This is a genomic window from [Bacillus] selenitireducens MLS10 (assembly GCF_000093085.1).
Lineage (GTDB): Bacteria > Bacillota > Bacilli > Bacillales > Salisediminibacteriaceae > Salisediminibacterium > Salisediminibacterium selenitireducens.
Map to the genome: position 1 here is coordinate 2,235,313 of NC_014219.1, position 20,324 is coordinate 2,255,636.

The following is a 20,324-nucleotide window of genomic DNA, read 5'->3' on the forward strand; positions in this document are numbered from 1 at the left end:
GGTCACTGCTACTGTTGATGGTTCACAATGACAACTCCAGGGCTACCTTCCATCCGTTTCTTCCGGGAAAACCTCGCAGCGATTCTTTTGAACCGGTTCTCCTCTCTGACGGGATCGGGATGTACTCCTCCCCTTCTTCGTTTGACTATGATTCTACTCCGTATTTTACTATGCTGTTCCATGAGAATCAACTGTAGCCGGGGATTATTTTTCTTTTTGGGACAGGGTCAACGCCTGTCGAATTCCCTCTTTGAAAGAGAATTTTCCATACATCAGTACCCCGCCTTTGTAAATCCGCGCTGCAATGACATTGGCTACGATGGCACTGAGGATGAGAATCCCGGTAATCAGTGCAATTTCCCATCCCGGTATCGGCGTCATACCGATCCTTAAAAACAGCAGCTGTGGCGTGAAGAAGGGAATATAGGACAGCCATTGAATAAACGTGGCCTCTGGTGCATTCAAACCGAAAATACTGACGAAAAAAGCAATCATCGCGAGGAAGATTAACGGCTGAATGGCCTGGTTGACTTCTTCTGCTCTGCTGACGAGCGCACCAAGCATCGCAGAAAGTCCGCCGTAAAGCAGGTAACCGAGAACGATCATCAGTATTGCATAGCCAAGTAGCGAATAATCAATCATTTCTGTCAGAAACGTCTGAATCTCATCCTGACCACTCAAATAAACCCCTGTTATGGCAGCGCCGATAATCGCACCGATGTTGATTATCCCGGCAAAACCGATTCCGGCCAGTTTACCAAACATCTGAGTAACAGGATTAATGCTTGAGACAATCAACTCCATGACTCTGGAGGATTTTTCTGTTGCGATTTCTGTTGCGATCATACTGCCAAAGAGTATCACAATCATATAGATGGCAAACACAAGGACGTAGACCATCCAGTAGGACTGCATATATGAATCCATGGTTTGGATTTCGCCTGCCGCTTCCGGAAGCGCCTCTTCCTCAAACTGAATGGCACCGGTTAATATGGCTTCTTCCCGTTCACTGAGGGACAGTTGGCTCATGACGTACATGTCCCGGGCCTGATTCAGATCCTGCTGAACATTCTGTGCGATTCTGAAATCAGCGCCCTCTCCGAAGAAGGTGACCTCAAGGTCAGCAGCATCTCCTTGGATATGAAGGACGCCTTCAGGAGTGCCTGTTTCTTCATCTTCTTCTTCAGAGACTTTGTCCATAGCATTGTCGAGGGAGAGTCCGGGTTCAGATTCATAGCTGAAATAGCCTGTCATCTCCGTGAGCATCATGGCCAGCGTTTCGGATTGCTCGCCGTCTTCATCCAGGCTTTCATCGACGACATAGATGACTTCCTGTGGCATTTCTTCTCCATTCGGTTCACCCGCCGTGTCACGGTCTATGAAATAGCCTACGGCCGTAAAACCTGCAATGATCCCGATCATCATAATCAAGGTTGTAATAATGAATGATTTCGATTTGATCCGCTGCATCGCCGTATGATTAAAGGTTGTCCAAAAATTATGCATGACGGTCTCCTCCCATCTGATCAATAAAGATTTCGTGAAGGGACGGATCATTCACGGTAAACCGTCTGGCAAAACCTCTTGAAGCAACCTCGGTAAAGATCTGTTTGGCGGTTTCTTCACTTTCCACTACTGCATTTACGCCAAGCTTGGTTTCATTGACTTGCTCGACGCCCTGAATCTCATGGAGGAAATCGAGAGGGAAATCAGCTTCCACCGTGATGCTCTTCATGCCGTAATTGCGTTTGATATCCTTTAAATTCCCTTGAAGGAGTGCTTTCCCGTGCTTCAGCATGACCAGATCATCGCATAATTCTTCGACATTGTGCATTTGATGACTTGAAAATACGATGGTTGTTCCCTGCTTTTGAAGATCGAGTACGGCTTCTTTCAGCATATCCGCATTCACGGGATCAAGTCCGCTGAACGGTTCATCAAGAATCAGCAGCTCCGGATTATGTAAGACTGAAGCCATAAACTGAATTTTTTGCTGGTTGCCCTTCGAGAGTTCCTCCACCCGTTTATTTTCATACTCTTCAATTTGAAAGCGCCCAAGCCAGTGGCGCAATTCTTTGACGATCTCTGTTTTATTCATCTGTTTGAGACGCATCAGATAAATCATCTGTTCTTTGACTGTCAGTTTCGGAAAGAGTCCACGCTCTTCGGGGAGGTACCCGACCAGGGCAGTCCGTTTGTAACTGAGACGTTCTCCCATCCACTTCGCTGTTCCTCCGCTCGGATCAAGCAGACCAAGGATCATCCGAAATGACGTGGTCTTCCCTGCCCCATTTGCTCCGAGCATGCCGAACATCTGACCTTTTCCGATCTCAAATGATAAATCATTGACGGCGTTCGTTCCAGCGAATGTTTTTGACAGCCGTTCGATCTGAAGACTCATGCATTTTCATCCTTTCTGTATCGGTTTTCGATATTGTAAACTGAAACCTCCTCATCGATCTTACCATGATTTGTGAATCTTACATGAGGCAATATGCTGAATACCCATCTGTTCCAGCCATATAAAAGATACCTCCGTATACATACGGAAGCATCTGTCAAAAGGTTCACCTTACAGAAATTTTTTTTCTTCAATCATTTTCAGCCCTGATTGCTTTTTCAGCCAGTTGATCACACGTCCGCGTTGTTTGCGGAAGACGGTCGTCGGTATGCCGGATGATTCGATGGTCAAACTGAGAAGTCCATCTTTAATGACAATCGTCTCGTCCGGCTTGGGATGCCAAACGTCCATGACGGACAAATCGCGGTCGTGGATTACTTCGATGAAATAGCCTTTGTTCCCCTGCCCGGCAAAATAAACAGCGCCTTTAATCCCTTTTCTTGATGCCGAAACCACGAAGTCTGTACTTCCACCATTTGCTTCAAACCAGTCTCTGATCAACTTCTCGTGATTGCTTGTCTGTTTTTTCTGATGATCCATCCCGATCAACTCCTGCTTTCATGATCCTCATTGTTTCCTTTTTCGACATCGTTCTTCAATTTCCTTCTTTTAAAGAACCAGAACAAAATGCCGATAGCGATCAGCGGTACGAAAATCGGTGAAAATCCTATAACGAATACCGCAAGTCCGGAAGCGGCACTCATCAGGCCATTCAGTGTCCCCATGAGCTGATCTGTAGCCCGGTCCCATGTATTCAGTGTTTCTCGGTCCTGAAGTTGTGCTTCTTCGCGCTCGGAAATCTCAATATGCAAGGTTCCGTAGTCCACGCGGTTATCGAGATAATTGATCCGTCCCTGAATGGACTCGATTTCCTGCTGGATATCGGTCAGCTGATTGGAGACGTCCAATAAAGCTTCCGTGCTGTCCGCCTCTTCCATAAACGTCAATAGTCTCTCTTCCACGGTTTGTTGGGTTCGCAGTCGTGACTCGAGATCGACATATTCCTCTGTCACATCACGTCCTCTTGTCTGCTCTTCAATCACTTCTGCACCTGTATCACCAATTCTGTCAATAAAGGAGAAGAAGTCATTCACAGGAACCCTGACGACCATGTGGCCCAACGGTAATCGATCATCACCTGATTGTCGTGTTGATGATTCGATCAGGTAACCACCCGCTTCTTCAGTCTGTCTTTCAATGGCAGAGACGGTTTCCTGATAGTTCGTCGTCTCTAAATAAAGATCTCCTTCGTATATGATGAGACGGTCGTTCGTATTGGCGTCTTCTTGAACGCTTTCTTCTGTCTGATCCCCGGCGACCTCAACGTCGTCTGTGGCCATATTCTGTTCGGTTTCCTCGGTGACCGGCATATCCTGATCATCGTTACTCGTGTTCGCATCCTCATCACTTCCACTGCAGGCTCCTGTTATGACTAAAGACAAAACACTGATTACGATGAATCTGATCCATATCTGCATGGTGATTCCTCCTTCTGTTTACTTAGACGAGGTAAACAGCGTTTTGTTTCAATGGATTGACAAGTATGTCACACCGTGATACAGTTTCAACATGATACGTCGCGACGTGACATATTAAAAGGAGGAGTTCGAGTGGGAAACGATCCTGACAAAAAAATCATGAAGAAGTATCAGCCTCTTTCTGAAACGGCCTTTTATATCCTGCTCAGTCTTATGGTTGCCGACAGGCATGGCTACGGCATCAGCAAACATGTGGAAAGTCTGACAGACGGCCGGATCACACTCGGATCCGGTACGATATACGGGACGCTGACGAAAATGCTCAAAGACGGGATCGTGACTGTCTATGCGGACGGAGACCGAAAAAAAACCTATGAAATCACGCCTCTCGGCAAACGTATTTTCTATCATGAACAAAGCCGCCTGAAAGAGGTCTATGAACATTCTTTGATCATTGGAGGTAATAACGATGAATAAACACTCTTATAAGAGGGTCTGCCGCCCATTTTGGAGCTATGCCATTCACCGCACGGAAGCGTGGCTTGAAGCGATGGCCGCAAGAGGCATGCACCTGCAGTCCTTTAACCGGTTTACAAGCAGCTTTTCATTTATTGCAGGAAAAGAAGCCTCTCTTACATACCGGATCCATCGAACTGAACAGAGAGCACTTCCTTCGAAATTGAGTGAAGACGGATGGGAATCGTGTCATGTGAATGGTAAATGGGAAGTGCTGAAAAATGAATCCTATCTCCCTGGTGAGCATACGGACGTCAGCCGGGATGGCATTTTACTTCGAAACAGCCGTGTGCGCCAGGCGTGGCTGATTTTTTTCCTGATTGTCATCACCATGGCCAGTATTCAGCTATCGCTTTTGACAGTCATGTTGACGAGTCCCGGCAATATCGAAACAACGGTAGAGACGAGTCCCATGTGGCTCATCACACTGGCCGGATTCATCGTGCAGGCAGGGATCCTCTTTTCCGGGATCTATACACTGTTTCGGATCAAGGATGAAAAGCGCGTCTTATCTGAAGATATGGCCTACCATTCTGAAGAAGAGGATCATGCCCGGGCTCTTCATCAGCGCTTTGCAAAAAGCGATGTGACAAAGTGGCGTCCCGGCTGGATGTCCTCACCTGATCGACTAAGTTCCTGGATCGAACAAAAAGCGGATGCTGGTCTGTATCTTGTCAGAGTGAGCGCCGGTGGGACACGGTTTCATTTCTCAAGAGTGAATACGGGATCTGCCGCGTGCCATGTTCAGTTTGAACGCACGGAAACCCCGGGCTCTGAATCACTGCATATGGAAAATGGCTGGGTGCCGGTTTACAAGACGAACAGCCATTTTCTGAAATGGGTGATTTGGATCAAACCTTACGATGCGAAAACAGAGACGAAACCCCGCTTTTATACGGATCACGAATCGCAATTGGCTGCTGCACGGGAACTGAGCGTGTCCCGCACATGGTTTCTTGGTCTGCTCGTTCTCCTTCAGCTCTTTGTGCTGAGTCAAACGGTACTCCGTTTGATCAACCGGCCCGAATCATGGTCTTATGGGGATTCCGTCATGATCACCCTCCTGGGTTTTGCCGTGATAATCCTTGTACAGGACATCGTACGCTGTTGGCGCTATTATCTCCGGGTCCGCCAGCTTCGTACTTCATAGCTTATTTTGTTCTTGGCCTGCCTGGCAACTCGGCAGGCCTCTTTCTGTTGACTCTGTTCGCAAAAGCAGAGACGTCCTAATCAAGCCGGATCGACACCTGTTATCACATTAACCGGGTACGATTGACCGTTATCAAGCTGTACGTGTTTCGTTTCGTGCTGAAGCTGCACCAGGACGCCCGTGACCCGGTGGATGCTTCCGTCTTTCCAGATGCTCAGTGTCACAGGATTCCGTTTATGAAAAGCCAGCAATATTTTGTGCGCCATTTCCTCCTGCTCCTGAGGATCGAGATCCGGCATTGGTTTGAATGCTTCTTTCTGATTTAATTCATGCAACAACTGTTTATGTTCCGGAAGCATCATTTGCGTCCATTTTTTCATACCTCGATCGCGGTTCATATGTTCACCTCTTTTCAAAACAAACGTTCGGTTGTATACTGATTATAAACCAAACATCAGTTCTGTAAAGAGGAGGAAAGTCTCATGGATCATACCGATTTCCCCGTGCAGACCACTTTTTGCATCGATATGAAATCGTTCTATGCCTCCATAGCGTGCCGTAAGCACGGTCTTGATCCCTTAAAAGCCTGCGTCGCAGTGGTTGGTGCTGAGGATTTTGACGGCAGTATTGTCCTTGCGGCTTCGCCGGAAATGAAACGGCGGTTTCAGATTAAAACGGGCAATCGCAGGTTTGAGATTCCGAAACACCCTGACATCCGCATTATCGACGCAGAAATGATGAACTACCTCGACGTTTCGGTCGCGATCACGGCCTTGTTAAGGCGCTATTTTGCCCCTAAGGACATTTTTGTTTACAGCGTGGATGAAGTCTTTATATCCTTTACTCCCGTTCACCGTCACTGGCACTCTCCTGAAGAAGCCGCCTGTTATATTCAACGCAAAATCATGAGAGAAACAGGAGTTCCGTCTGTCATCGGGATCGGCGATAATATGCTGCTCAGTAAGCTTTGTCTCGACCTCAGTGCGAAAAAGACGTCTTCCGGTATCGGACGGTGGCGATACGAAGACGTAGAGGAGAAACTTTGGCCGCACGCCGCCCGTGATATGTGGGGAATTGGAAGCAGAACCGGCAAACGCCTTCGCCACATGGGAGTTCGCACGGTAGGCGACATCAGCCGTGCGGGTGAAGAAAGGCTGATTCGGGAATTCGGACCGGCTATCGGTTCTCAGCTCTATTGGCACAGTCTCGGTGTTGATCTGACCCGCCTCGCTCCGGAAGCACCAAAAGGCGACATCAGTATCTCAAATGGACAGATCCTCATGCGGGATTACAGCTATGAGGATGTGAAAGTGATCATTCTTGAGATGAGTGAGGAAGTGGGCCGAAGAACGAGACAGACCGGATTAATGGGAAGAACCGTCGGACTCAGTGTCGGCTACGGCAGAGAGACCGGAGGCGGTTTTAACCGGTCTGTCTCCCTCCCGTCGGCAACGAACGCAACCACAGTGTTATACCGCGCAGCTCTGGACCTCCTTGATCGCCACATGCTATGCGATCTGCCCGCAAGGCAAGTGACAGTAAGTCTTGGAAACCTGGAACCGGACAGATATGTACAGCTTACGTTGCTCGATGAGGAACGCATTTCAGAAAAAGAGCGACAACTTGGCTATATTATGGACTGTATTCGGGAGAAGCATGGCTCCAATGCACTTCTGCGGGCTGTTTCCCTTACGGAGGCCGGGACGGCAAGACATCGCAATGAATTGACAGGCGGTCACCGGAGATAGCCCTGATCATTCAAATCGTAACTGAAATACGCTATACTGAAAGCAGATACGGTGAGGGAGTGAATCATATGACACCAGACAACCTGCCTTCTTCTGAGAAAGGAGCCGGAACAGATTATCAGCAGGAAACGATTCTGATTATCGACAACTGCTTTGATGAAATCGAGATCATCAAAAAATCCCTTGAAGAAGACGATTTCACTGTACTTGCAGCACCCAATCAGCTGCGGGGTATGGAGTTAATGTATGAAGCAAAACCACAGCTTATCATCATTGACGAATCATTTACTGAAGGAGACAAAGGAAAAAAGTTTCTTTCCTATGTAACCAGACATCTTGAGGCACACCACGGATTTTTGATTATCCTAAGCGGTGCAGTCGATGCAGCGTCGCTCATCAATGCATTTCACCAGAACATTCATGATCTGGTGGAAAAGCCCGTCGACCCTCTGCTCATTAAAGAACTCATACAGAATAGACTTCGTTATAAAAGGCGTATTGATAAGGCTGTTCTGGTCGATGAGTTAACCGGCACGTTTAACAGAACGTATATGAAGACAAAGCTGCATGAAATGATCGCCTGGTATAAACGGACAGAGGATCCAGGAAGTGTAGCGATCCTTGATATTGATCATTTTAAAAAAGTGAACGATCGATATGGACATGCAACAGGAGATCAGGTCCTGAAAACATTCGCAGACATTATGCGAGAGGAGACGCGCGAATCGGATATTGTGTGCCGCTACGGCGGCGAGGAATTCGTTGTGTTGCTTCCGAATACCTGCCCGGAGGATGCAGAAACGGTCATTGAACGGGTGCGTAAACATGTGGAAAGTACCCCTCATGACAGTGGTGAAGGTATTTTCCATGTTACTTTCTCTACAGGTATTACGTTTATTTCGTCCGGTGATGCGGACCCTGAACAACTGGTTCATCAGGCCGATCAGGCGCTTTATCAGGCGAAGAATGATGGCAGAAATCGCATCCGTCACTTTGATACTGCAATGAGTGCCAACAGTCAATTTGAAACGACAGTGAATCTTCTGATCGTCGAGGACGCTGAATTAATCAGAAAAATGATCAGGGATTATTTCATTAAATATGAGAATGAATTTTCCTGGAAGTTGCATATTGAAACGTTTAAAGATGGGGATGATTTTCTGAATAGGGAGTGGTATACAGATGGTGAAAAGTATGTCATTCTTCTCGATGCAATTATGCCAGGCACAGATGGATTTGACACGTTAAAAATCATCCGCCAAGACTATCCCACGGACAGTATTGTCGTTTCCATGCTGACGGGATTAACCGACGGTAATTATGTGATTGAGGCGCTGAAACTAGGAGCAGATGACTATCTGCTAAAGCCGCTGGACATGAAGGAAGTGACTAAGCGGACAAGAAGGCTGATTGAACGTCTGTTAAAAGTATAATCGGGCCTTACCTGCACATTGTCTCAAAACAGATAAAAACAGCCGGCGCGCTCTGCCGGCTGTTTTTTGTTCAAGCTTTACGTTTTCAGCATTTCAAAAACCTGTTCCACATCTTTATCGCCGCGGCCGGAAATGTTGATAATAACCGGCTCATCGGGTGAAAATTCTCCGGCGAGTTTTTGTGCCATTGCCACAGCGTGAGCACTCTCAAGCGCAGGGAGAATCCCCTCTTTTCTTGAAAGGAGTTTAAACGCCTCAAGGACCTCTTCTTTTGAGATTGTATAATATTCAGCACGTCCACTTGTTTTCAAAAAACTGTGCTCCGGTCCGATACCGGGGTAATCAAGTCCCGCGGCGATCGAATAGGTCGGCAAGGGATTTCCCTCCTCATCCTGCAGAACGAGACATTTAAACCCGTGGATTACCGCAGGAGTGCCTTTGGACATAGTGGCAGCTTCTTCCGGCTCGACCCCAATCAGCCGCACATTTTTCTCATCGATATAATGGGCAAATGCTCCGATGGCATTGCTCCCGCCACCAGTGACAGCGAATACAGCCGCAGGAAGTCTGCCTTCTTTCTCCATAATCTGCCGTTTCGACTCCTCACTGCTGATGGCCTGAAAATGTTTTACCATCGTCGGATACGGATGAGGACCAACCGCAGAACCGAGAAGATAAAACGTATGATCATAATTCTCAACTAGGTCGCCAAGCGCTGCATCAACCGCATCTTTTAAACGTCCTTGGCCGGCACTGACAGGTACGACCTCAGCTCCCAAAAGCTCCATCCTGAACACATTCAGTGATTGCCGCTTCATATCGAGTTCACCCATGTAAATCAAGCAGTCCATGCCAAACATCGCACATGCCGTCGCCGTGGCGACACCATGCTGACCTGCTCCGGTTTCTGCAATGATCCGGTGAGCACCCATATATTTGGCGACAAGAATTTGACCGATGACATTATTAATTTTATGTGAACCGGTGTGATTCAGGTCTTCACGCTTCAAATAAACTTTAGGGCCGCCGAATGCTTCCGTTAAATGCCTTGCATACGTCAGAGGATTCTCCCTCCCGACAAATTCCTTAAGGCATTCTTTGTATTCACGATTAAAGGCATCATCATGTTTGAATGATTGAAAAGCCTGATCGAGTCTGTCGAGTACCTCCTGAAGCGCAGGTGGAACAAAGCTCCCGCCAAAATCACCAAAATACCCTTCTTTAACTGTCTCTGTGTCCTTCATTTGATTCACTCTCCTCAACTGGTCTCTGCTTATTTTATTCTGACATAGTAAATATGCATGTAGTTTATCGAAAGAAAGAACCTCGTGTCAACGGAATTTTCTGAAAACAGGCGCATGTCACAAAATCGTCAGATTACAGCAGGTGAGGTAAGGGAAGTATAGTTGTCAGTTCCCCTACGAACCATGTGAGAACCGGTTCTGACCGGATGTAAAGAAACATACAACAAGAAAGCCAGACTGGAGAGATGCTCTGTGAAGCGCTATAACCGCGGTCTATTGATTTATCATGACCATGCCGGACAAAATGAAAAAAGCATTACCATCGCAAAAATGATGAAATACCTTCTTCCTGTAATTAATGAACTGACGATTCGAAAAGCAGAAGAAAAAAGCGACCTGACAACCATCATCAGAGAGAAAGCCTCTGAAGTTGATGTCCTTCTGATTATGGGCGGTGACGGCACATTGAATGAAGCGCTTCAGGCACTCGCCGAACTTGAAAACAGACCGGATGTTTCTCTTCTCCCTGAAGGCACTTCAAATGATTTTGCCAGAACGCTTCATATTCCGGTCGATGCAGAAGGAGCCGCACAGCTATTGTCATCAGGAAAACCAAAGGCTGTGGATATCGGACGGGTGAATGACAGGTATTTTGCCAATTTTGCAGGTTTCGGACTAGTAACGGAAGTCTCGGAGAACATAGATCCGCAACTGAAGGCATATATTGGGCCTGTCAGTTATATGATCAGTGCACTGAAGACGATCCAGGAATCTGCCCGGCTGTTTCGGTATCAATGGAAATCGAGCAGAGAAACAGCCCCTCAAAAAGGAGAGGCTGTCATGATGATGCTATTGAATGGACGGTCCATCGGAACGACCGAAATCCCTTTCGCCAATGAAAGCCCTGATCAGGGAAGCATGAAACTCATCATTATAAAAGATACCGGCATACAGCTTTTTCAGGATCTGATTGAGCAGAGGTGGAAGGGAGAATCCATGATCACAGGAGAGGCCGTTCACATTGAACCGATCACTGAATGTGAAATCGAGACAGAGACACCGATGAATGTGGATACAGACGGTGAAACCGTCGCTCAAACGCCTGTCAGATTCACGATGTTTCCCGGACACATCCGTTTCATCGTTCCAGAAGAAGACCCATCTTAATGCAGGTGTAATTCCCCATCCTCGTCGAGACGAGCATAAATCATGGATTCTTCCCTGTCGAAAAAGTGCTGGCGATTGCCAATTCGTAATAATACATCCGGAAAAACCTGAGTGGCTCTGATAAAGCCTGCATCATCTGCCTGTAAAACCGTCTTGACCCCTGAAGGTGAACCAACGGTATGCAAATCCATCGTGACGGATTTGATCTTCCCTCCTGTTATCTTTCCGTCCGAGGAGACGTGCCCTCCGGACAGAACATCTGAGTGGGTAAGTCCTTTGCCAATCACACGGACGTCGTGGCTGGCTTCGAGTTTGCTGTTCATGGCATAGTGCAAGGAGATATCGGCCTGCTGACTTCCTGGAGATCGGCAAATTTCCAGCAGCTCCTGCCCTTTTGTATGAATATCCTCAAGGGCATCAAGTGAATAATGCTTCTGAAGTCGGAAGCTGAGGAAATACCGTTCGAGAGAATGAACAAAATGCAACCAATCAGATTCAAGACGTTCCCGGTTCTCCGTAATAAATGAAACAAGGTTCAGACCGTTCTCCTCAATTTCAGGAAAGCGGCTTTCTTTTACTTTTTGAACGAGAGAACCGACTTTTGACTGGTCATCAAAATAAGCCCTGAATTCAGGAACTTCTTTTAACTGGTGAAGAGCCTTCACAAATGCATCGAAATCGTTCATGAAACGTCCTAAAAATTCGGACAGTGATTGAAGAATCACACTGTTTTTTCCAGCCACGATTGTGGAGTTGATGACGTTCTTGCCAATAATGACAGATTCGCGCGCGTATACCTGACTGTGAAGGGTTCCTTTATGAATAAAAACCGTCCCTTCGGCAGAGACTTTCATGCCGTCCATCACGAATCCGGTGACTTCAACATCGCCGGCAAACCGGATGTGTCCGTCTTTCGCTGAGAGATCCCCTTTATGCGTGTGTTTGGGCGCAATGACAATTCTGTAGATGTTTCCCGATTTTTCAACCTGAGGACGACCGGCAACAAGTGCATACATACTGAGATCTTCAGAGAGGCGTACATCTTCACTGCTTTTAATATCAATCGGAACCCCATCTGCAGCTTTGAGGACGTCGCCTCTGACACTGACACCATCAATCCCCTCTGTCTCTTCAATAACCTGACCCAATCGATCTCCCTCACGAACAGCCGGGATCTGTAATGAATCTTTGAAATCGATATTGCCTTCATTATCCTCCGTGTTCACGAATCTTCGTTGATCCAATTCAACATCCATAGACAGCTCGGCATCCTGTCCATCGACGGGACGCTTTCCCTCGGCTATGACAAACTCTCCCCTTTCAAGCGAGCGACAAGCACGTTCAATCGCCCGATCATCAATGCCAAAGACAATGCCGAGAGTGGACAACTCACTGTATATGTCTTCCTCAGTCAGTTCATTATCAGGCTGATCAAAATAACCGACTGAAACGGGCAATGTCTCAACGGGCTTGTGATCCTCAAGAAACGGAACCAAAAGTTTACCGGGTTCGACTGTCAGTACAACTTGTTGTGATGACTCGTCAACTTTAATTGTCCAGACGGACTCTTTTTTGACCGTGGGCAAATCAAACCGGATATGATCCCCATTCTGCAACAATACGCTGCCGGAAATCGGTTCACCATTGATATACATCACGAGCTCTTCGGGAATAACCACAGTGGGTTGGCTCACGTCGTCTGAGGAAAAAAGAAGTTCACCGGATTTAATCCATGCCTTACCTGTCAGTTCACTCTCCAATGACTGATTTGCACGCTCAGAAGGAACGTCAAACGATTCCATCCAGTCGTATAATTTGGATAAATCGGATTCACCCATGACTTCCACGGGTGTCACTCGAATCAGAAATTTTTTACGTTTCAATGAAAAGAAACCGCCATCCGGTTCTTTCATCACTTCTACCGTCATTTGATCTTCTTTCAGCCCCGTTTCCATAACCGCTTTATTTAACGCATCTTCATAAGTTCGTCCTTCGAACTCCCAAGATCCCATATAACCCCTCCTTTACCACATGCTCTGATCGGTCATAAAACAGACCGCTGATTCTTTCTCCTTTCAGTATACTCTTACAAATACAGGATGAGAACTTGAAATCGGGTGAAAGAAAATAAAAATGCAATACGATAGAAAAAGACCGCGACTTTTTTCACTTATAAAGATGTCAGGTTGTCTGACACTTTTAAATATGAGAGAATGTGTGAGATCATGTTTAATTCACCTTAATACAGGTAAAGTACATGTAGTGGTATCAAACAACAAAATTATAGGAGGAATAAAATGGGTAGACGTTCGAAGATTTTAACAACATTTGCATCATCTGCAAAAACACCGGTCTTTATCATTTCACTTATCTTTTCAATCACATTTGTTATTCTGGGCTTTTCACTGCCTAATTTCGAGACATATGTAGACAATACATTTGCATGGATAGTGGAATATCTGGGCTGGACATTTATTTTGGGAGGCAGTGCGTTTGTAATCGTGGTCATTTTCCTGATTATAAGCCCAATTGGTGAAATTCGCCTGGGCGGCGATCGGGAAAAACCGGAATATTCAACAATGGCTTGGTTCTCCATGCTTTTCAGTGCCGGTATGGGGATTGGCCTCTTGTTCTGGGGGGTCTCAGAACCGATCAACCATTATGACTGGCCTGCAATGGGAGAAGGAGGAACCGAAGCCGCATTACATATGGCCATGCAATATTCCTTCTTTCACTGGGGAGTGCATCCATGGGCCATCTATGCGATTGTAGCTGGATCACTCGCCTACTTCACCTATCGCAAGGGCCTGCCGATGCTGTTGAGTTCGACACTGGAACCGATCATCGGGGTTGAACGAATTAATGGGAAAACCGGTAACCTTGTTAATATCATTGCCGCAATTTCCACATTGTTTGGTATCTCAACTTCACTTGGTTTCGGCGTTATGCAGATCAGTGCAGGTATGGAACTGACCTTCGGCATTCCCGATGGCGAAATGCTTTGGGTTTCAATTATCGTTGTTGTGACACTGATGGCAATTCTTTCGACAACATCAGGTATTGGCCGGGGAATTAAGTGGCTGAGTCAGATTAACCTGTCTGTTGCCGGATTATTGTTACTGTTTGTACTGATTCTTGGACCGACGTTATTTATTCTAAATTTATTCACGCATTCTTCAGGTGCTTATTTTCAAAACCTGATTTCGATGTCATTCGGACTTGATGCCGCAGGAGAAGGAACAGAAGGCTGGTATGATGCATGGACCATCTTCTACTGGGCATGGTGGATTTCCTGGGCACCATTCGTAGGAACGTTCATTGCGAGGGTTTCCCGAGGTCGAACCATCCGAAGTTTCGCGGCAGGCGTCATGCTGGTACCTACACTGTTAAGTATGTTCTGGTTCAGCGTTTTTGGCGGTGCTGCCCTGTATAATGAACATTTTACAGGTGGGACGATTCTATCCGATGTAATGGAAAACGAAGCAATGGGCTTCTTCTCAATGCTGCAAACCTTCCCGTTCTCTGGCGTTTTGGTGGTCATTGCAATGCTTTCCCTGACGGCATTTTTTGTCACATCTTCCGACTCCGGGACGTATGTTATCGGCATGCTAACATCACAGGGGAACCCGAACCCGCCTTTATTATTAAGAATTACATGGGGCACAATTGAAGGTGCATTTGCCGCCGTACTGGTTCTTGCAGGTGGCCTGCAGGCCTTACAGACATCCGCGGTTGTTGGCGGATTCCCTTTCATGATCATCATGTTCTTAATGGTATTCGCTTTACTGAAAGCTTTGTTTGAGGAGTATAACAAGCAATCTCTTCCATCTGAACGTACTCGAATCTTCGCAGCGCTCTCCGACCTCGAGCGTGAGCGTAAAATTGAAGGGGATGTCTTTAATGACACGCCTTTGAGTGACGAAGAGCTTGAAGAAATTGAACAGAAAGAACTCGAGGAACTTGAAAAAGAATACCGCGAATAAAAGAAACAGCCTGGCGTCCGCCAGGCTGTTTTCCTGTTATTCAAATAAGTCTTCATATTCTGCTCTGAAAAGATGAAATGAATCATAATGATTCGTTCTCACTGTTCGTTTCCTCATACATTTCATCAAATCGTCGCTCAGCCCGGGCAAAGATCGTCCCTTCCGGAAACGGAGATGCAGGATTGAGCGGATCGTAACCGGATGGCTGATCGGTCAAAATCTCCAAGCCTTCCGCGATATGTTCAATGGCCCAAACAGAAAAACGTTGTCCGTTCACTGCTTCAATAACGTCGTCATGAAGCATCAGCTGTTCGACATTTTGTTTTGGGATGATGACGCCCTGTTGCCCGTTTAGTCCACGTTGCTGACATATACGGAAAAAGCCTTCTATTTTTTCGTTAACGCCGCCAATCGGCTGTATCTCTCCCCACTGATTCACTGAACCGGTAACAGCAATTCCCTGGTTGATCGGACAGCCTGACAGAGAAGACAGAAGGACATATAATTCTGTAGAAGAAGCACTGTCACCATCAATCAGCGCGTAGCTTTGCTCAAAAGTAATGCTCGCAGAAAGCGGGATAGGACGATTTTTGGCAAAAAGACCAGAAAGAAATCCTGTCAAAATGAGCATGCCTTTCTCATGAAATTGACCACTGAGAGAGGCTTCTCTTTCGATGTTCACGATCCCCTGCTTGCCGGCAAACGTCTGGGCAGTTATCTTTGAAGGAATACCGAAAACCGCATCCCGCGATCCCAATACAGCGAGCCCATTAATCTGGCCGGTTCGAAAACCTTCTGTTTCAATCATGATCCGTCCTGAATGAATCATCTCACGATACCGCTCCGGGATATGACTCACCCTTTTCTCCTTCTCATAAAAAGCTTTGACGACATGCTCATCCATCACCGCATCCTGTAATTCCTCAGAAGCATAATAATTGGCTTCTATTAAAATTTGGGTAATTTCCTGAAAGCGAGTCGTCAACTTTAACTGTTCACTCACCATGCGTGAGCTGTAGTCGACAATTCGTGCAGCCGCCTTTTTGTGAAACGGCAACAATCCTTCTTCTTTGCAAAAATATTTAATAAAATGAAACATCTTTAATGCATTGTCCTCTGATCGATCCATATGCGTGTCAAATTCCACCTTCACGTTGAAGAGTTTATCAAAGTCCTCATCAACTTGAGAAAGGAGGTCATAGATCATATACGATCCGATAATAATGATTTTTATATCAAGGGGAACCGGCTGTGGCTTCATGCCCGATGATGGAAACATGCCCTTGTTTTCATGCGGATGTTCAAACTGAATTTTCCGTGCCTGTAAGACCCGTTTCAACGCAGACCATGCATGAGGGTGCTGAAACAGCTCATTAGCCTGCAGAATCAAATATCCGCCATTGGCAAGATGAAGTGCCCCCGGTTTTATTTTAGTGAAGTCTGTCGTCATATTACCAAGCTGTCCCTGATACTCAATGCGACCAAATAAGTTATCAAAAGTCGGGTTGGTTTCATAAACAACCGGTGCACTGGTTCGATCCCGATGGTTAACGAACACGTTGACCGTATAGCGAAGAAACTGCTTTTCTTTCGGTCCGCCAAGTTGCGTGACAAGCTGTTCCTGCTGATCGTTTTCAGGAAAAAATAGACTGAAGTGATCGACCACATCATCAAAATAACTGTCGAGATACTGCAGAACCCGCTGCCTGTCCTTGTAAGATTCACGGAGGGGCCTGAATAAACCTTCAATTGCATAAGACACTGTTGATTGCATGAACGTATGGAGGGACTTCCTGAGGTCTTCTTCGAGCTTTTGAATATGCTGGATCGTATCCTGTATCTGTTCTTCCACCTGATCATCGGCACGAAGTAATTCATCTTTTTTATCCTCGGGTAAATTCATAAATGCCTCATTTGTCAGAGCTTTCCCTTCTGACATCGGATACGTATTGATACCGTCAGGTGATTTCTCGACATAGATCCCTTTCTCATTTGCGAACGAATCAATCTTTCTCCAAGCATTCTCAACCTGAGATTTGAACGAATCAATCCTTTTGCGTTTTTCTGCCTCAAATTCGTCTGTTGAGAACGCTGTACGGATTTCTCTTTCGATATCAAGAAGCAACGTTTCCATATCTCTTCTGAAGACATGCCCCTTCCCGGATGGGAACGGGATCAGAAAAGGGCGATCCGGATCATCAAAATTATAAACATAACACCAATCGCTCGGAACAGGACGTTCTTTTGCAAGGCGTCTTACGGTCTGAATCGTATACGTGACCCTGCCTGTACCTGTTGGTCCCACCACAAAAAGGTTGTAGCCTGCCTGTTTCACCCCGAGACCGAAGGCCATCGCTTTTTCTGCCCGTTCCTGGCCAATCATGTCATGAAAATCACCCTTCAGATCATCAGTAGTTTCAAAAGGAATCCAATCGGTTTGGCAACGTGCTTTTAAATGATCCGTATTCAATTTTCTTTTAGTTTTAAATCCGTTCATCGAAGTCATGAAAAATCCCCCCAACATTATCAAAAGTAACCTTGATGATTACTTTGACATGCCGGGAGGAAATCCCTGCTTACAAGCATATAATTACAAGCGTTCCGGTCTGTGAAGCAGATAACCCTGAACATCAAAGTCACCCAACTCTTGCAATAATTTAAGCTGGTTCTCCGATTCCACACCCTCGATCACAGGAGCAATGTGAAATGCTTCAGCAATCTTAATAATTGCATTGAGTAAAACCAGATGTTTATCATTGGTCAAGACCTGATCGGTAATCGATTTGTCAATTTTGACTTCATCTATCAGCATATTTTGCAAATAACTCAAGGACGCATATCCGGATCCAAAATCATCAAGAGAGATCAAAAATCCATTATCTCTGATTGAGCGAAGCAAATTATTAACAAGGTTCAGATCCTCAAGGAAGACATCTTCTGTAATTTCCAACATAACCGTATCCCGGTCAATCTTATGTCTCTTCCTCATGTTATTCAGCCATTGACTGAAATCCTTTTTTAAAAGTACCCTGGGTGAGAGATTGATGGATACTTTAATATCAGCACCATACTTTGCTTTCAGTTCAGGCAGATCATGAAATACACGATTGATGGACCATTCAGAAAGCAGATCGATAGCCTCACTCTTACTGAACACAGGAATAAATTCACCCGGGCCTACATTTCCGAGCAATTTACTCTCCCACCGCGCAAGTGCTTCAACACCGGTCACTTTCCCCGACGTATTATTCATTTTTTGCTGATATTCCATCCGAAATTCATTCTCTTTCAGTCCATTGCGTAAGCCTTTTTGGATATCGTTAATCCTTTGAAGATCCAAGTACATCCAATTCATGTATGCGTGAATGGCAGCTCCCCCGGATTCTTTTGCAGACTTAAGCGCTAAAGTCGCTTCATGGTAAGCTTTTTCAAATGAGTGGGCAGATGGGTCAAAGAGTGTGTAACCAACAGAAAAATGCAAGAATTGCGGAATACTTCCTCCTTCGAATGAATGATGTACTCGCTCTTCAAGACTATTTAAGAAATGCTGATCGTGCCAGAGATCATTCGAATTCAAACATACCATGAACTCATCCGATGAAATACGGCTTACGAAACCATTCGAACTCACCAAACTGTTCAAGATGTGTCCTGTTTCGATCAATATATTATCACCTGTTGCAGAACCGTAGATCGTATTGAGCATGCTGAAGTCATCTATATCGAGCATGATCAGATGGCAGGCACCTGAACTTTCAGACTCTAAAAGACTTCTTTCAAATCCGTAACGATTTAACAGTCCGGTAAGCTGATCGTGATATGCCATGTAAACCAGCTGGTTTTCGAGCTTTTCTTTCTCCGTCACATCGTAGCCGACACTGATAAATTCTGATACGGCTCCGTCGTGGTATCTTGTCACATAGACATTCCATTCGATAATCAGGGTATCAGCATGACCGTATGCGGAAATTCTCAATGTCTTTGGTTGCCCCGTTTCCACCAGCATATTGATATGTTCTTTCAGCGTTTCGAATGATTCTTCATCCATATAAGAGGACAAATGAGAAAGGTCTTGTTCCTCAGATTTCGCTTGCAGTGTCTGCTGAAACGCACGGTTTGTAAAAGAAAGATTACAGTCACGATCAAACTTACAGACGAGTTCACTCTGTGAATCCATAATGGTTTGAAGTTGTCGATTACTGTGTGACAAGTCATCGGAAATGCGCTTTCGTTCAAGGACATTTAATAAAAAATGACTCAATTGTAACAAAATTTTCTTTTCTATTTCAGAGAATGGGTGATAATCAGAAACCGACTCGAATCCGACGAAACCAAAACAGATGCCTTTCCTCATCATGGGTACTGTCAGGATACTTTTCACACCCTGAGGTTCAAGAATTTGACGCACCCGGTCATGTTCAGGAAGCAAATAAATATTGTTGATCATCACTTCCTCACCCGCACGGTGCCTGTTTACCCAGTCGGGTATATCGTTAAGCGGTATTTTCTGCAGTTGATCAATTTGAGGTTCAATTCCCTCTTCACACCATTCGTGGGTGTTCGATGTCATATCAAGGATAAAATCATAGTGAAAAATATAAGCACGATCAACAGAAACAAATCTGCCGAATGCCCGCAAAGCATCTGTAATCCTGTCATCAAATTCCCGGTTATCGAGTTCAACCGCATTGGTCATCACGGTTGAAAGCAACTGGTGAAGTTCATTCGATTCGACCAGGCGGAGCCTGAAATCTTCATTCTGCTTTTCCAGTCGTTTTTTATCGGTGATATCCCGGAATGTTGCACGTGTGTAACAAGGATTCCCGCTATCATCCCACTTACTGTCGATATATCCCTGGACATCCAGGCGTTCTCCGCTTTTCGTGATAAAAGCAGCTTCAACTTCACCAACGGAGAGCCCTGCGAGGACCCGTTTAAAAATTGATTTACAATGCGCGACAGAATCCGGATGAAAAACGTCTTCAACAGTGAGAGTCAGCGCTTCTTTTTTCGTATAACCAAGGGTGTTGCACCATGACTGATTTACGTATAGAAAGTCACCGTTTTTATCGGCACACTGAATCAAATCCGATGATTGTTCAACGAGATCTGCGAACTGAGAAGGATCGAAAACGCCATATGGTTCATTCATAATGAAACCTCCGTTTGCAGGATAACATGTATCTTTTTTTACCCCTCAATCC

General features: G+C 45.7%; 15 protein-coding genes and 1 other annotated feature (1 of these 16 running past the window's edge). Of the genes, 6 read left to right on the plus strand and 9 right to left on the minus strand.

The window, feature by feature from the left end; translation table 11 throughout:
• Positions 1–147: a binding site (T-box leader), on the minus strand; it reaches 97 nt to the left of the window's first position.
• A gap of 57 nt (positions 148–204) precedes the next feature.
• From BSEL_RS10275 to BSEL_RS10290, 4 genes are all read right to left on the minus strand, one after another.
• Positions 205–1,506: an ABC transporter permease gene (locus BSEL_RS10275; protein WP_013172939.1), complete on the minus strand. Its 1,302-nt coding sequence runs from the start codon at positions 1,504–1,506 to the stop codon at positions 205–207.
• Positions 1,499–2,401, minus strand: a complete 903-nt coding sequence (locus tag BSEL_RS10280) for an ABC transporter ATP-binding protein (protein WP_013172940.1) — start codon at positions 2,399–2,401, stop codon at positions 1,499–1,501. The genes BSEL_RS10275 and BSEL_RS10280 overlap by 8 nt, the downstream gene beginning before the upstream one ends.
• Positions 2,402–2,572: 171 nt before the next feature.
• Positions 2,573–2,941 (minus strand): hypothetical protein, encoded by a 369-nt coding sequence (locus BSEL_RS10285; RefSeq protein ID WP_013172941.1) that lies wholly within the window; start codon positions 2,939–2,941, stop codon positions 2,573–2,575.
• 5 nt (positions 2,942–2,946) lie between these two features.
• Complete coding sequence (locus tag BSEL_RS10290; RefSeq protein ID WP_013172942.1) at positions 2,947–3,879, minus strand: DUF4349 domain-containing protein; 933 nt, start codon at positions 3,877–3,879, stop codon at positions 2,947–2,949.
• A gap of 132 nt (positions 3,880–4,011) precedes the next feature.
• Between BSEL_RS10290 and BSEL_RS10295 the strand changes: the two genes are divergently transcribed.
• On the plus strand, positions 4,012–4,356 hold the full coding sequence (locus BSEL_RS10295) for a PadR family transcriptional regulator (protein ID WP_013172943.1): 345 nt from the start codon (positions 4,012–4,014) through the stop codon (positions 4,354–4,356).
• On the plus strand, positions 4,349–5,545 hold the full coding sequence (locus BSEL_RS10300; protein WP_013172944.1) for a DUF2812 domain-containing protein: 1,197 nt from the start codon (positions 4,349–4,351) through the stop codon (positions 5,543–5,545). Before BSEL_RS10295 ends, BSEL_RS10300 begins: the two co-directional genes overlap by 8 nt.
• An 80-nt stretch (positions 5,546–5,625) precedes the next feature.
• Here the strand turns inward: BSEL_RS10300 and BSEL_RS10305 are convergent, their stop codons facing one another.
• Positions 5,626–5,943 carry a YolD-like family protein gene (locus tag BSEL_RS10305; protein WP_013172945.1) on the minus strand — a complete coding sequence of 106 codons (318 nt, stop codon included), beginning with the start codon at positions 5,941–5,943 and terminating at the stop codon, positions 5,626–5,628.
• 84 nt (positions 5,944–6,027) lie between these two features.
• Here BSEL_RS10305 and BSEL_RS10310 point away from each other — a divergent pair, with 84 nt between their 5' ends.
• A complete protein-coding gene (locus tag BSEL_RS10310; protein WP_013172946.1) occupies positions 6,028–7,293 on the plus strand; it encodes a Y-family DNA polymerase in 1,266 nt (421 codons plus the stop codon).
• Positions 7,294–7,361: 68 nt separating this feature from the next.
• Complete coding sequence (locus BSEL_RS10315) at positions 7,362–8,726, plus strand: diguanylate cyclase (RefSeq protein ID WP_013172947.1); 1,365 nt, start codon at positions 7,362–7,364, stop codon at positions 8,724–8,726.
• A gap of 77 nt (positions 8,727–8,803) precedes the next feature.
• On the opposite strand, the gene trpB is transcribed toward BSEL_RS10315, so the two are convergent.
• Complete coding sequence (gene trpB, locus BSEL_RS10320) at positions 8,804–9,970, minus strand: tryptophan synthase subunit beta (protein WP_013172948.1); 1,167 nt, start codon at positions 9,968–9,970, stop codon at positions 8,804–8,806.
• A 252-nt stretch (positions 9,971–10,222) separates the two neighbouring features.
• Between trpB and BSEL_RS10325 the strand changes: the two genes are divergently transcribed.
• Positions 10,223–11,137, plus strand: coding sequence for a diacylglycerol/lipid kinase family protein (locus BSEL_RS10325; RefSeq protein ID WP_013172949.1), 915 nt, complete (start codon positions 10,223–10,225; stop codon positions 11,135–11,137).
• Here the strand turns inward: BSEL_RS10325 and BSEL_RS10330 are convergent.
• Positions 11,134–13,149, minus strand: coding sequence for a flagellar assembly protein A (locus BSEL_RS10330; RefSeq protein ID WP_013172950.1), 2,016 nt, complete (start codon positions 13,147–13,149; stop codon positions 11,134–11,136). The genes BSEL_RS10325 and BSEL_RS10330 overlap by 4 nt on opposite strands.
• 285 nt (positions 13,150–13,434) lie before the next feature.
• On the opposite strand from BSEL_RS10330, the gene BSEL_RS10335 reads away from it, so the two are divergent.
• A complete protein-coding gene (locus BSEL_RS10335) occupies positions 13,435–15,120 on the plus strand; it encodes a BCCT family transporter (protein ID WP_013172951.1) in 1,686 nt (561 codons plus the stop codon).
• A gap of 82 nt (positions 15,121–15,202) precedes the next feature.
• Here the strand turns inward: BSEL_RS10335 and BSEL_RS10340 are convergent, their stop codons facing one another.
• Positions 15,203–17,626 (minus strand): Lon protease family protein, encoded by a 2,424-nt coding sequence (locus tag BSEL_RS10340; protein ID WP_013172952.1) that lies wholly within the window; start codon positions 17,624–17,626, stop codon positions 15,203–15,205.
• 84 nt (positions 17,627–17,710) lie between these two features.
• Positions 17,711–20,272: a bifunctional diguanylate cyclase/phosphodiesterase gene (locus BSEL_RS10345; RefSeq protein ID WP_013172953.1), complete on the minus strand. Its 2,562-nt coding sequence runs from the start codon at positions 20,270–20,272 to the stop codon at positions 17,711–17,713.
• Between the last annotated feature and the right edge of the window lie 52 nt (positions 20,273–20,324).

Bases quoted from the DNA above. Each gene is read 5' to 3' on its own strand.
- BSEL_RS10275 (WP_013172939.1), bottom strand. From the start codon at position 1,506: ATGCATAATTTTTGGACAACCTTTAATCATACGGCGATGCAGCGGATC.
- BSEL_RS10335 (WP_013172951.1), top strand. From the start codon at position 13,435: ATGGGTAGACGTTCGAAGATTTTAACAACATTTGCATCATCTGCAAAA.
- trpB (WP_013172948.1), bottom strand. From the start codon at position 9,970: ATGAAGGACACAGAGACAGTTAAAGAAGGGTATTTTGGTGATTTTGGC.
- BSEL_RS10285 (WP_013172941.1), bottom strand. From the start codon at position 2,941: ATGGATCATCAGAAAAAACAGACAAGCAATCACGAGAAGTTGATCAGA.
- BSEL_RS10305 (WP_013172945.1), bottom strand. From the start codon at position 5,943: ATGAACCGCGATCGAGGTATGAAAAAATGGACGCAAATGATGCTTCCG.
- BSEL_RS10330 (WP_013172950.1), bottom strand. From the start codon at position 13,149: ATGGGATCTTGGGAGTTCGAAGGACGAACTTATGAAGATGCGTTAAAT.
- BSEL_RS10310 (WP_013172946.1), top strand. From the start codon at position 6,028: ATGGATCATACCGATTTCCCCGTGCAGACCACTTTTTGCATCGATATG.
- BSEL_RS10345 (WP_013172953.1), bottom strand. From the start codon at position 20,272: ATGAATGAACCATATGGCGTTTTCGATCCTTCTCAGTTCGCAGATCTC.
- BSEL_RS10290 (WP_013172942.1), bottom strand. From the start codon at position 3,879: ATGCAGATATGGATCAGATTCATCGTAATCAGTGTTTTGTCTTTAGTC.
- BSEL_RS10280 (WP_013172940.1), bottom strand. From the start codon at position 2,401: ATGAGTCTTCAGATCGAACGGCTGTCAAAAACATTCGCTGGAACGAAC.
- BSEL_RS10340 (WP_013172952.1), bottom strand. From the start codon at position 17,626: ATGACTTCGATGAACGGATTTAAAACTAAAAGAAAATTGAATACGGAT.
- BSEL_RS10300 (WP_013172944.1), top strand. From the start codon at position 4,349: ATGAATAAACACTCTTATAAGAGGGTCTGCCGCCCATTTTGGAGCTAT.
- BSEL_RS10315 (WP_013172947.1), top strand. From the start codon at position 7,362: ATGACACCAGACAACCTGCCTTCTTCTGAGAAAGGAGCCGGAACAGAT.